The organism is Actinomyces sp. Marseille-QA0893, assembly GCF_976954355.1.
In genome coordinates this window covers 1-13,711 of the sequence record NZ_CDRJSY010000004.1, presented here as the reverse complement: position 1 = coordinate 13,711, position 13,711 = coordinate 1, and the positions used below count along the sequence as shown (strand labels likewise).

Here is a 13,711-nt window from a genome sequence, read left to right as displayed (position 1 = left end):
CGGCACGCAAGTTTCAGCGGAAATCTCGAGAGTTCAAACGCAGCTGAGTAGAAAACGGATAAATCCGAAAAGCTCGGATGCTTCGCGTACCATAAGCATTTTCGCAGTACCCATCGACGACTACCGCAGAGGCCATCACTTCACGTCGATGTTGCCTCCACGTCGTCTCTGTAACTGTCACGTTGACGCTGCCGCTCTCGTCTTCCAAGCTAAGAAAGAGCACCCCGCCTCCGCTGCACGGACGCTGTCGATGCGTGATAATTCCTGCAACTCTGATCCTCGACTGATTTTCTTGACGGAGGATCTCGCAGGCCGGAATTACTCCCTGTGCGTTCATCTGCTTTCGAATCAACGCAAAAGGATGGGCCGTAACAGATAGGCCCATGGCTTCATAATCCAGATTCATCTGCGCAACAGAATCGAGCGGTGGAAGGGAAGGAAGATGGTATTCCATTCCAAGTCCTTCCAGCATCGGTTGGTACTCCTTCTCTTCGCCACCATCTTGTCCTAAGACGCCACTGGCCCAAATTCCTTCGCGGCGCTGATATCCCATCGAATCGACAGCACCAGCTTGAGAGAGCCTTTCAAGATCTGTGCTGCGAAGCCTGGCACGCGAGGCAAGATCCTCAAGATCTTGATAGGGGCCTTCGTGACGCCCTCGGAGGATCCTTTTGATGCTCGCCTGATCGAGGCCTCGGATCATATCGAGGCCAAGAACGATCCCCCACTCGGGATGGACATCAACCAGTCCTTCTTTGCCTTCCATTCCTATTCCGCATGCTTCCTGTGCTCGCTCAGCGCCAATAACCTGCACGATCTTGCTCAGCGGAAGCACCTGCGTGGACTCTAGTGAAAGGTTTACGTCAGGTGCGCACACACGCAAGCCGTGGCCTCGTGCATCGTGCACAAGAGAGGAGGGGGAATAAAAACCCATGGGTTGATGGGAAAGGATCCCCGCATAAAAGTGCTCGGGATAGTGGACCTTAAGCCAAGCGGACGCATAAACGATATAGGCGAAAGAAAAAGAGTGAGATTCCGGAAAGCCAAAGTCGGCAAATCCCTGGACCTGTCGAAAGACTTCTTCGCAAATTTCCATCGGGATACCCCGATCTTTCATCCCTTCAATGAAAGGACCTCGCAGTTTTTTCATTTTCTCCGTGCTACGAGAAGAGCCCATGGCTCGACGCAATTCATCAGCTTGAGCAGCAGAAAAGCCCGCAACATCCATAGCGATGTGCATCATCTGTTCTTGAAAAAGAGGAACTCCCAAGGTCTTTTCTAGAGCCGGACGCAGAAGAGGATGAAGATAACTCACCTTTTCTTCCCCCCGACGACGACGCAAATACGGATGCACCGATTCTCCTTGAATAGGACCGGGACGAATGAGTGCGACTTCAATGACAATGTCATAAAAGCAACGCGGCTGGAGCCTGGGCAAAGTATTCATCTGCGCGCGAGATTCAACTTGAAAGACTCCCATCGTGTCTGCTGCGCACAATAAGTCGTACACTCGCGGGTCTTCGTCTTCGAGCTCATAGAGGGAAAGAACTTTTCCTTGAGAATTTCGAATCCCCTCCTTCTCAAGAGAATCAAAAATCGCCCCCAAGGCTCCAAGCATTCCCAGCCCAAGGAGGTCAAACTTCACCAATCCTGCGTCTGCACAATCCTCTTTATCCCATTGGATCACGCTTCTTCCACGCGTTTTTGCCCAGCGAATAGGGCAGATCTGGCTCACGGGATGTTTGCTGAGGATCATTCCTCCCGAGTGAATCCCCATATGACGCGGAAGCCCGCTCAAAAGCTGAGCGCAGGTGGCAAGCATCAGCTGCGAAGGGGCCTTGTCTGTTTTGTGACTCTCTTCCCTTCGCTGAGCTCGACTTGGAACGTGAGTCGCATCAATTCCCAGAGCCCTGGCAGCATCTTTGTAAGCCAATTGCGAACGGTACGTAATCACCGTTGCCACTTGAGCGGCACGTCTTCTTCCATAGCGTTGGTAGACATATTGGATGACTTCTTCGCGTCGGGCACTGTCGATGTCGATGTCGATATCTGGGGCTCCTGAGCGTCCCGGAGAAAGAAAACGCTCAAAGAGCATTCGATGGCGGATAGCATCAACTGCTGTAATCCCCAAGCAATAGCAGACGGCAGAATTCGCTGCAGAACCACGTCCTTGGCACATAATTCCCCTCCTTCGACAAAAATCCACGATGTCGTAGACGATGAGAAAGTAGCCAGCAAAATCAAGCTGTCCGATAATCGACAGCTCATGGTCAATGACCTCCCAGGCGTGCGGGTTGGAGGATCGGGGACCATAGAGTTCCTGCGCTTTTGCATAGGAAAGCGCAGTGAGCCACGAAATCGTTGTATGGCCTTGAGGAACCTCCGTTTCGGGTAAATCCCAGGTATCAAATGACATCGGGTAATAGCATTCACGCGCAATCCCAGCTGCGTTGGAAACCGCCTGAGGAGCCCTGCGATGAAGGGCAAGCATTTCTTCTGCGCTCTTCAAAAAAGAATGCTGGGCTGGAAGAAGATAGCGAATCTCATCCAAAGATTTGCTTTGTCTTAGAGCACACAGAAGGTCCGCTCGATACTTTGAGCCCGGAGAAGCCATAGTGACGCTACCCGTAGCAGCAAGAGGAAGTTGATGCTTATGCGCGAGATCAGCAAGCTCGGCCCCCATGTCGTCTTCCCCGGGCCGCAGCACGCTTTCAACGATGATGCGCTCGCGCCCGAAGAGGGAAATGAGGTCATTGAGAAAACGATCCGCTTGGTTTCTTCCCTGCGCATGCAAAATTCGCCTGAGAGGTCCGCGGGGCCCTCCCGTTAAAATCCGTATATCCTGCGCATTTTCGGCAATATTTTCGAGGCCGTGGCTGGGGTTTTCGCCATCTGCGTCCTCAAGTGTTCGTTCACTCATCAGCGAGCACAGGTCTCGATATCCATCGCGAGATGTTGTGAGGATCGGTAAGCGAATTCCGGTATCTTCCCATCCGCAAGGAAGACCCCAGCCAGGTGTTCCTATCGAGGCTTTGGCATCGTAGCGAGAAAACTGAGTGGCAGAAAGAGTGAGTTCAGTTCCAATAATCAACGGGAAAGATGACTCGCGTGCGGCCTGCAGGGAGCGGATCAGGGAGTACATTCCATCGCGCTCTAACAGAGCAAGAGCACTAAGACCGAGCTGCTTGGCGCAGAGGATATAGTCTTCGGGAGCATCTGCCCCCTCTAAAAACGTGAAGTAGGAGTGCGCGTGTAACTCGGCATAAGGATGGGAAACCACCCCCCTATTATATCGAACAGATGTTCGATAGCTATTGCTGAGGTTTCACTCCCCCGCACCCAAAAGTTCGATCAATTGATCAATATCCATCCCTTGAGTGCCCCCATCACCAACGTCATCAACGACGGTATCAATCAGCCTTTGCTTATGCGCTTGAAGCTGACAAACTTTCTCTTCAATCGTGTCCTGGGCAACTAGACGATAGACATTGACCGCGCGATCTTGCCCGATCCGGTGTGCCCGATTAATTGCCTGAGCTTCAACAGAAGGATTCCACCACGGATCCATGATGTAGACATAATCTGCTTCCGTGAGCGTGAGTCCAACACCCCCAGCCTTAAGAGAAATGAGGAAAACTGATTCTTCCCCTCTACGGAATTTTGCGATCACTTCCTCGCGCTTTCGCGTTTTTCCTTCAAAGAGAAGACATGAGATTCCGCGCTGTTTCAAAGCAGTATCGATTCGCTCCAGAAAACTCACGAATTGACTGAAAACAAGTACTTGGTGGCCTGCAGGAACGATTTGTTCCAAATGCGAACACAGTAGATTAATTTTTGCAGAACCGACCCCCTCATAGCGCTCATCGACAAGAGCCGGATCAAGGGAAAGCTGACGCAGCCGCGTGAGCGCTGCAAGAACTTCAAATCGCCCTTGAGATCCTTCATTATTGAGCTGAATACGAAGGAGCCGAGCACGCTCACGAGTAAGGTAGCGGTCGTAGATCTGGCGTTGTCGCCCTTCTAGGGGAACGGGAAGTAAGGTTTCGATGCGTTCGGGAAGCTCAGGTGTCACTTCTTCTTTCGTGCGACGAAGGACGAACGGAGCAATCAGCGTATGTAAGAGTTCTAAAGCACTGTCTTGTTGAGTCCCTTCAATGGGACGTCGGAATTTCTCGTTGAAGTGCGCATGCGTCGACAGGAGACCAGGGACGCTTAAAGACATTAATGCCCATAGGTCCTCCAGTGAATTTTCAATGGGAGTTCCGCTCACGCAAATTCGCCAGGGAACCTGGAGCTCTTTCACACTTCGATAGAGCATCGTGCGCGGATTCTTGAGAACCTGCGCTTCATCGATGACGAGGCCGCTCAGTGAGCGCTTGCTCCACAAAAGGTGATCCATTCGGAAGAGAGTGTGTGAAGTGATGATGATGTTGGATTGAGGGATGTCATCCCACGCATGCGGATTTCGTTGATGAGAGGCGCGAAGCACGCACGTCCTGAGCAGCGGAAAACAGCTCGTGGCTTCATCTGCCCAGCTTGAAATGACGCTGGTCGGAACAAGAATCAAGACAGGTGAATCAAGACTTCCTTCCTCGCGAAGAGCATCAATTGCTGCAAGGATCTGCCTAGTTTTTCCCAGCCCCATATCGTCGGCAAGAATGCATCCAAAACCTGAGGAAATCCGGCTGTGAAGCCAGTTGCGACCTTCAAGCTGATATGGGCGAAGACGAGGATCCTGATCGTGATCCGTATGGGACTGGGCGCTTAGTGCAAGTTGTTTTAGCCCTTGAGTGCGGGAGCGCCATTGCAGGTCTTCTTGTGCGACATCAACTGTCCGGCTCAGGCTTTCCCACAGCCCAAGTTGTGAAGTATGAAGACGAATATCATCAATCGAACGCGATCGCGTCAGTTGCGCAGCTCCGCGAAGCAGGACGCGAAGACGTTCGACGTCAACACCTTCTAGGCGAGCCCACCGTCCATCCGTGATACGAATGTATTCTTCACCTGAAGAAAGTACCTTCAAAACTCGTGAAATTGGAATTTTCTCGTTACCGACTTGGATAGCGACGTGAAGCCCCCACCAATCCGGAGAATCTGTTGCCTCGATAGCAGCAGTAACAGTCGCTGTTTCTTCGCTAAGAGTTAACTTCCTGAGGCTGTCGTCAATATCCCAGCGCACCGATGAGAATGGCCACGTTCCAATCTCCTGTATGAATGCGGGGACTTGAGGAAGCGAAATTAAAAGGCCTTGGACACTCGGATGAAGTGACGCCGAGGCGAAATAATGTCGTAAAAGAGCGTGTGCATCATTAAAGTCACCTTGAATATCCTGATCAAGCTGTGAAATCTTTGTCTGGGGAGGCAAAACGACACGAAAACGTTTATTTCCAAGGTGATATTCCAGCGCCCATTCGATCTGTGCATACATACGGTTTTTGGGATGCAAAATGAGCCAGAGCTTTGGCTGGCAACTTTCTACAGGAAAGGTTCCCGTCGATGAGATGCACTCAAAATGCTCGCGCAATAATGGCATCCATTTGAACAGGAAATCCCCAACGGATTTAGTAGGGATCTGAACGATCTGATTGGGCAACACTTCATCATCGATATCCTCGTCACTTATTGCCCCATCACCGCCGTCACAAAAGGTCAGCGACATATGCGGGGCTCGCCGAGGAAAAGGGATTTCTTTGTTTGTTCTGGTGACATAGTGGCGGCGATACGTGAGCTCAAGATTCTTCTCAGTCAGATTCATGTCGATCACGAGGCGAGACAAACTAAGTTCGAAGTGAAATCTCTGAAACTGCGGTGTTAAAAGAGCGACTCCCCCACATTGAAGTCGATATAGCCATCGCGGCGCCTCCGTGCCAAGAGAATCCAGGCAAACGTCGTATCCCGTTGAGATATACCCCTGAGATTTCCGGCTGCACTGGTAGAGGCGACGGAGAAGTTTCAGCTGCTCAGGTGCTAGAGCATCAATAACCCCACCCCAGCGCGACTGCGCCAATTCCGCCCAGCTCAACCTGCGAGGCGGTAGATGGTCTTTGTTCAAACGCACTGGAGTCAACCACACCGGGTCTGCGGGATCATGTGCGTCAATCACAAGCCCTAAGGATTCTCCTCCGTCCGTTGAAAGCAGGATCTCAAGATCACGGTTCCATGCCGGTTGACGTGTACGCTCCTCACTCGCAGAGAACACATTGTCTATCGCGCACTGAAGTAAAGCTGCAGCATGAGTACAGTCGCCGTTAAGAAAACACGCACATTTCAGACGTAGATGCGGGAAAGGTAAGGAAGACGCATATTCGATCTCGCTTCGATAGGACACACCTTTTGCACGTACCCGCGCCCAGACGCGCTGGTCTTCCCATGTCACGTCTTGAACGTCACCGCGTTTGAATGCAAGCGCTCCTTGTGCCCATAGAGCATGACCGACACATGCCGTTGCCCCCTCCTCGCCACAGGAGAGTAGCGCTGCGCGGATCGGTGATGTGTCCATCCCTTCAGGATAATCCACACTCAAAAGAAGCCTCACATTCATATATCCCCACGAGGCTCCACCCATGATGGTTCCACATCAAAAGCAGATCTGGAGAAGAATCAGACTTCACTCGAAGGTAATGAGTCTGCGGGTCATGGGACATATCCTCGGCTGGTTCAGACCACCATTGCTGAGGCACAGCCCATGGCCCATTCCAGGACAGAACGTGATATCGGTATTCTTCTCCAAAGGCACAGACTTTTACTTCTTGAGGGCTGCTTGTCAAAGCAGATCGTCCATTAACACGTACATCTACTTTTCGGAACCCCTCGATCTTTCCATAGACCTCCGCTGGATATGGATGGACGCATAGCCTTGATGGAGCGTCTTCGATTCCCCCTTCAAGACAAGTCACTTGTTCTTTTTCTTTTCTTTCATCAACAGAGGCGAATCCTGCGCGTTGAGTGGGTGAATATCCAGGAATGATACGAGGAATACGAATGGCATTTTCACCTTTATAGGCACAAATTTTTCGCAGAACAGAATCGCGTTGAGATGACTCACCTGCCCGCCATAAAGCTCGTGAAGCCCCCACACGCTCGCAGTGCTCAGCCCGCACATTCACGCGTACAAAGCCCTGCTCACTTTCAGAAGCAGACAACCAAGCAACCAACTGCCATCGAATTCGATCGGCAATTTCATCTTCCTCTCCGTCTATCCCCCACCATTGCCGTTCATAAGATTGCGATGCAGAATCTTGAGCACTCACAGCGATACTGGAACAGCGCAGTCCACGAGAATCCAACTTTTCGCAGATTTGATGTGCTAAGCGTCGCGCACAAAATGTAACTTGCTCCTCGCGTTCAAGGCTCTCTTCACATTCTTCTTCCACTTGAAGATCGTCGAGAAGAATCTGCCTCTCAGGAAGCCATAGATCTTTTCCCGTGAAGAGTTCCCACACATGTTTTCCAATGCTGCCAAAACGCGAATACAGGGCAGCAGATCCCATTTTCCGAATATCGATTCCTCTTGTAATCCCAGCAGAATGACACGTCTGTACGAACTGAGAAAGTGCGCTTTGCTGTTTTGGTGGAAAAAGAGAAAGGCACTGATGGACTTCGAGATGATCAAGAAAATCTTGAGTGTCTTCTGGGGCAAGAATTATGCCGCGCCTGGCCGCGCCATAACTTGCAAGAGGTCCAGAAGCTATTCCAACGTTGCTCTCTGAACCGGTGCAATCTGAAATAGCATCAACAAGATTTTCAGCTAATTGCGCTTCTCCCCCGCTCCAGCGAGCAGCTCCAGCAGCCGGAGCCCAGGCAAGCCCCGGATAAATGCAGGCTATTCGAGCGATCCACTGCTCGCATGCCCGCAAAATTACTTCAAACGAAGAAATTTCCCGGCGCATATCGAATGGAAGAACTAAAAGATCAGGGCATAAATACCGGGCCATCGATACTTTCATCCCCTGCCTGACACCACATTTTCGAGCAGGCGGAGTGACGACCCGTATATATCCTCCTGTTTCAATTGCACCATGAGTTCCGGGAGGAATGTCAACAACCAAAGAATTCACAGGCCAATTAGGGATCCACACCATGACATAGCGCATATCAAACAGCCTTTCGTCTTTCATAGATTTGATCGCACCAGAGCCTGCTCATCCCTCCCCACGAGACAGCAGTAAAAAGTGCAGCTCTTTCTTGACGTACTTGAGCGCCGAGACGACGCATATCGCCAATCTCTAAGGGACACTTTCCGAGATAAAGAACCCTGTAGTGAGGAAGGAGTAAAGAGACGATGCGCGCGTCTGCCGCGGAGGATGGAACATGCACGCAACGCGCAAGATCAAGGCCTTGCTTGGCGGCGTATTCCCATCCAAAGTCATCAGCACCTATGAGGGCACAGGAGTTTTCTTCATCGGTGAGCGCCACTAAAATTCGGGTCAACAGCGAGTAGTTATCCCCGAATTCCCACACACCCGTACAACTTGATACACGTTCCCAAGACGCTTGGTTTTGCTCAATCCCCAAACGAGTTTCAACATCATTCAAAACCTGGCGGGCAATATCTAGACGCGTCACACAACCACCTCAATCGAACAAGTGTTCTATTAGTGTATGTGGCTCCGCCTCATTTGCGTCCACTTTTGATCCACTTCGAGAAGTGAAAGAATAACGCCATGCATCTCTTTGACCGCCCGGCCGCCCCGAATCCTTATGACGCTTTGCCGCCGACCCAGACTTTTACTCTTGAATCCAACAACCTGACTGACGGCCGGCCCCTTCCCTTGCTCCATAGCGCGCAGGGAGGAAACGTCTCACCACATCTGCAATGGAGCGGATTCCCTCAAGAAACAGAGAGCTTCTTTGTTTCTTGTTTTGACCCAGATGCCCCGACCCCTTCAGGTTTTTGGCATTGGATGATTGTTGATCTCCCCTCTTCATGCACTTCCCTTGCCCAGGGGGCTGGGCGCTCAGATCTTGAACTCGATGGAAGCGCCTTCCATCTACGCGGAGACCACGGCGATCATTCCTACTTCGGAGCAGCACCTCCAGCGGGAGATCGCGCACACCGTTACATCTTTTCGGTCCACGCCCTTGATGTCCCCACCTTGCAATGTGATGACGAGATCTCTTTGGCGATGTATTCGTTCCTCGCAATCGAACATTCCATCGCCCGCGCCACTTTGACCGCTACTTTCTCTACTCCACTGAACTGACATGCTTCACATCATTTTTCTTGAACCTGAAATCCCCGGAAACAGCGGAGCTGCAATCCGCTTAGCAGCCTGCACGGGAGCCTTCCTTCATTTGGTCGAGCCCCTGGGATTTGATATGTCCGATACCAAGCTCAAGCGCGCAGGCTTGGATTACCACGACCTCGCACATGTCAAAGTCCATCACACCTTCGATGAGGCTCTTGCAGAGGTTCCAGGGAGGATCTGGGCTTTCACCGGACACGCATCACGCCACTACAGCGACATCACCTACGCCGATGGCGATGGGCTTCTTTTTGGCCGAGAATCCGTTGGCTTGCCTGATTGGGCGATGTCTCACCCTCGAGTCAACGAGTGCGTGCGCATCCAGATGCGCGAAGGCATCCGCTCTCTCAACCTTGCAAATTCCGCTTCCATTGCCCTATACGAGGCCTGGCGCCAGCTTGGCTTCCCCGACGGAGTTTAGTGTTTCGCCCCTGTTATTTTTGACGAACGTAAGCTCAATCCCGGACGCTCAACTTGCTCGGCGAGCTCAACGATCCTGCGCGGATTCGATAACCACATCCAGATAGCACCGATGAGCGCAACAGCAAGCGGAAGGTAGGAGTAGTCACTCCCAAACGAATTCCACGCATTTCTTACCAGAGCAAGCTGCGACAGATGATTCTGGGCTAATCCACAGACCAGTGGCCCAATAAGCCCTAGAGCAATCATGCACCAACCAAGGATGCGCATGCGTCGCCCATTATGCGTCAAGGCAACGGCGGCAATTACATAAATAAGACCGATAAAGATGGCAGTGAAGCGTACCCACAGTGGCACATCACGGCGATGATACGCATCGACAACGGCCAAGGTAGTAACAGCAAGACTGAACAACCAGTACAGAGCAATGACAAGTCGACCAGAACCACGTGACGGTGGCCGGTTATCTTGAGACTGCTCGTGTGCTGCTTCGCTCACTTCTCCTCCTTCGTTTAGTGCCATAGTAGTTGTTTATCCTGAGAAAGCTCGTCATTTTCGACTGCGCAACATGTGGGCTGTCTAACCGATTAAGCAGCCATTTTCTCGCGGACAAATACAGTGACTAGTGGAAGAATAGGACCTAAGTCGGACATTGAAGGTCCGTTCTCTTCGCTATCAAGGAGTGGAACACGTGAGCGAGTCTGTATACGACCTCGTCATCCTCGGTGCAGGGTCAGGCGGCTATGCTGCGGCTTTACGCGCCTCCCAATTGGGATTGAAAGTTGCCCTTATCGAAGGTGACAAGGTTGGTGGAACCTGCCTCCACCGCGGCTGCATCCCAACAAAGGCATATTTACACGCAGCAGAGACTGCCGATGCGATTCGCGAGTCCGATACCTTTGGAGTCCAGGCTACTTTGCAGGGAATCGACATGGCCAAGGTTGGTCAGTATCGCGATTCCATCATCAACAAGCTTTTCCGAGGCGTTCAGGGGCTGCTCTCTTCGCGCGGCGTTGACGTGATCGAGGGCTGGGGACGACTTGCTTCCCCTGACACCATCGAAGTTAATGGCCGCCGCATCGTCGGCCGGAACATCATTTTGGCAACAGGCTCGTACTCACGTTCAATTCCTGGACTCGATATCAGCGGCCGAATCATTACCTCGGATCAAGCACTCCAAATGGAGTGGGTCCCGCAGCGTGCAGTTGTTCTTGGTGGTGGCGTTATTGGCCTCGAGTTTGCCTCTGTGTGGCGTTCTTTCGGCGCGGAAGTCACCATCATCGAGGCGCTTCCACACCTGGCAAATAACGAAGACGAAGCCGTTTCCAAGCACCTTGAACGTTCTTTCCGTAAGCGTGGAATCACTTTCCACACCAATACGCGTTTTGCAAGCGCCACTCAGGATGATTTCGGCGTTCACGTTGCAACTGAAGATGGCAAGACCTTTGATGCAGATGTTCTCCTGGTTGCCGTCGGACGCGGTCCCGTCACCGAAGGGCTCGGCTTTGAAGAGGCCGGTATTCGCATGGAACGTGGCTTCGTCCTGACCGACGAACGTTTGCACACCGGAGTTGGCAATATCTATGCAGTTGGAGATATCGTTCCTGGCCTTCAGCTCGCACACCGCGGCTTCCTCCAAGGAATGTTTGTCGCTGAAGAGATTGCTGGCCTCGCCCCCAAGCTGATGGATGAGTCCGGTATCCCGCGCGTAACCTTCTGTGAGCCTGAAATCGCTTCTGTTGGCCTGACCGAAAAGCAGGCCCGCGAGAAGTACGGCGACCGTGTGCGCACTGTCGAATACAATCTCGCTGGTAACGGAAAGTCCAATATTCTTGGAGCGACTGGCTTCATTAAGCTAGTCTCCGTAGAAGGCGGGCCGATTGTCGGATTCCACGGCATCGGTGCGCGCATCGGTGAGCAGGTCGGAGAAGGCGAGCTCATGGTCAACTGGGAAGCCTACCCCGAAGATCTCGCAGCGCTGATCCATGCCCACCCGACGCAAAACGAAGCTATTGGCGAAGCAGCGATGGCTCTGGCCGGTAAGCCTCTCCACGCACACAACTGACCAGCCACCGACAAGGAGATTGAACATGGCAACCGCAGTGATCATGCCCGCTTTGGGTGAGTCGGTAACAGAAGGCACCGTCACCACCTGGCTGAAATCCGTGGGCGATACCGTCGCACTCGATGAGCCCTTAGTCGAGGTTTCCACAGATAAAGTGGACTCTGAAGTTCCCTCCCCAGCAGCGGGCGTTCTTCTGCAGATTCTCGTTGCAGAAGATGAGACCGTTGAGGTCGGCACACAGCTGGCCGTTATTGGAGATCCTTCCGAGGCCCCTCAAGATGGCCCCGCGCCGGCACAAGAAAGCGCTCCCGAGCCCACCTCTTCCGCTCCCATCGAAGCACCTGTTTCGGCTCCCGCTCCGGCTGCCTCGTCGCCAGTCGCCGGAACCGAGGTACTTATGCCGGCATTGGGTGAGTCCGTCACCGAAGGCACCGTCACCACGTGGCTGAAGTCCCTCGGCGATGCCGTTGAACTCGACGAGCCTCTGGTTGAAGTTTCGACCGACAAGGTAGATTCAGAGGTTCCCTCCCCCGCCGCTGGTTTCCTAGCAGAGATCCGCGTAGCCGAAGACGATACTGTCGAGGTGGGCACTGTCTTGGCTGTTATTTCTGCTCAGGCACCCACGGGTAGCGCTGCGCCTGCTCAGCCGGTCGCGCCCGCAGCAAGCGCGCCAGCACCGGTTGCGCCTGCTGTTTCTGCTCCGGCAGCTCCCGCAGCACCTGCGCCTGTCGCACCTACGCCGAGCGCACCTGCTCCGGTCAGCCCGTTCCCGACTGTGGCCTCGTTGGCTGAAACCGCAGCAAAGGGCGAACTTGCCACCCCGGCACCTGCTGAAGTGACAGCTACCGGCTATGTCACGCCGATCGTGCGCAAGCTTGCCCGCGAAGCAGGTATCGACCTTGCTGAGATCACGGGCAGCGGTATTGGCGGACGGATCCGCCGCGAGGATGTCGAAGCTGCGATTGCAGCACGAAAGGCTGCTCAGGCTCAGCAGGCACCTGCTAGCCCAGCGCCTGCACCAGCGGTTCAATCTGCAGCATCGGCAGGAGAAAACGTCTTTGCCGGCCGTGAGGCTTCACCGCTGCGCGGAACAACGGAAAAGATGTCACGTTTGCGACAGACCATCGCCCGTCGCATGGTTGAGTCACTGAGCACCGCTGCACAGCTCACAACGGTCATTGAAGTTGATGTCACTAAGATCGCTGCTCTACGTGCGCGCGCCAAGGATTCTTTCGCGCAGCGTGAGAATACCAAGCTCACTTTCCTGCCGTTCTTCGTCAAGGCAGCTACCGAAGCTCTGCGCTTCCACCCAAAGGTGAACGCAACGATCAACGACAAGGAAGTAACCTACTTCGATCACGAGAATATCGGCATTGCAGTCGATACTGAGCGAGGCCTTCTCGTTCCGGTCATCAAGGGAGCCCAAGAGCTTTCCTTGGCGGACATTTCTCGGTCGATCAACGACCTCGCAGCACGCACACGTGAGGCGACCATTGGCGCGGACGAATTGTCCGGTTCAACCTTTACGATCACCAACACCGGTTCGGGCGGCGCTCTCTTCGACACACCGGTCCTCAACATGCCTGAAACAGCAATCATGGGTGTTGGGACTATTGTGAAGCGCCCCGTTGTAGTTAAGGATGCACTCGGCAACGATTCCATCGCTATCCGCTCGATGGTCTACCTGTCGCTGTCCTATGACCACCGCTTGGTCGATGGCGCCGACGCATCGCGTTTCTTGATGGACGTCAAGCGCCGTCTCGAAGAAGCTGCATTTGAATCAGAACTGGGTCTGTAAACCTAACTGATTTCAAAATGGCGGTGGGGAAAGTGGTGGTTTCCCCACCGCCTTTATTTCACTGCGTCAGAAACAGTGTCTGTATCTAGCGACCGACGTTCAAACATGAGAAACTGTCAACCGATATGCGGGGTTGCGTCGCCTCGCGACGCGCTCAATATCCATGCTCATCCCTATCTATAT

9 protein-coding genes are annotated in these 13,711 nt (G+C 53.0%); 4 read left to right on the top strand and 5 right to left on the bottom strand.

What is annotated here, in order from left to right:
* Positions 1–13: 13 nt before the first annotated feature.
* From ACWNMW_RS05605 to ACWNMW_RS05590, 4 genes are all read right to left on the bottom strand, one after another.
* Positions 14–3,280: an error-prone DNA polymerase gene (locus tag ACWNMW_RS05605; RefSeq protein ID WP_449490317.1), complete on the bottom strand. Its 3,267-nt coding sequence runs from the start codon at positions 3,278–3,280 to the stop codon at positions 14–16.
* A gap of 45 nt (positions 3,281–3,325) precedes the next feature.
* On the bottom strand, positions 3,326–5,179 hold the full coding sequence (locus ACWNMW_RS05600; protein ID WP_449490316.1) for a DEAD/DEAH box helicase: 1,854 nt from the start codon (positions 5,177–5,179) through the stop codon (positions 3,326–3,328).
* Between the two features lie 1,324 nt (positions 5,180–6,503).
* Positions 6,504–8,117 carry a Y-family DNA polymerase gene (locus tag ACWNMW_RS05595; protein WP_081940809.1) on the bottom strand — a complete coding sequence of 538 codons (1,614 nt, stop codon included), beginning with the start codon at positions 8,115–8,117 and terminating at the stop codon, positions 6,504–6,506.
* On the bottom strand, positions 8,095–8,565 hold the full coding sequence (locus ACWNMW_RS05590; RefSeq protein ID WP_314213140.1) for a hypothetical protein: 471 nt from the start codon (positions 8,563–8,565) through the stop codon (positions 8,095–8,097). The genes ACWNMW_RS05595 and ACWNMW_RS05590 overlap by 23 nt, the downstream gene beginning before the upstream one ends.
* Before the next feature lie 98 nt (positions 8,566–8,663).
* Here ACWNMW_RS05590 and ACWNMW_RS05585 point away from each other — a divergent pair, with 98 nt between their 5' ends.
* Entirely contained in the window at positions 8,664–9,203 is a 540-nt protein-coding gene (locus ACWNMW_RS05585) for a YbhB/YbcL family Raf kinase inhibitor-like protein (RefSeq protein ID WP_449490315.1), read from the top strand.
* A gap of 1 nt (position 9,204) precedes the next feature.
* Positions 9,205–9,666 carry a tRNA (cytidine(34)-2'-O)-methyltransferase gene (locus ACWNMW_RS05580; RefSeq protein ID WP_295895546.1) on the top strand — a complete coding sequence of 154 codons (462 nt, stop codon included), beginning with the start codon at positions 9,205–9,207 and terminating at the stop codon, positions 9,664–9,666.
* Here the strand turns inward: ACWNMW_RS05580 and ACWNMW_RS05575 are convergent.
* Positions 9,663–10,187 (bottom strand): hypothetical protein, encoded by a 525-nt coding sequence (locus tag ACWNMW_RS05575; protein WP_052040917.1) that lies wholly within the window; start codon positions 10,185–10,187, stop codon positions 9,663–9,665. The genes ACWNMW_RS05580 and ACWNMW_RS05575 overlap by 4 nt on opposite strands.
* A 169-nt stretch (positions 10,188–10,356) precedes the next feature.
* Between ACWNMW_RS05575 and lpdA the strand changes: the two genes are divergently transcribed.
* Complete coding sequence (lpdA, locus tag ACWNMW_RS05570; protein ID WP_449490314.1) at positions 10,357–11,730, top strand: dihydrolipoyl dehydrogenase; 1,374 nt, start codon at positions 10,357–10,359, stop codon at positions 11,728–11,730.
* A gap of 25 nt (positions 11,731–11,755) precedes the next feature.
* On the top strand, positions 11,756–13,528 hold the full coding sequence (gene sucB / locus ACWNMW_RS05565) for a 2-oxoglutarate dehydrogenase, E2 component, dihydrolipoamide succinyltransferase (protein ID WP_034503114.1): 1,773 nt from the start codon (positions 11,756–11,758) through the stop codon (positions 13,526–13,528).
* Positions 13,529–13,711: the final 183 nt, after the last annotated feature.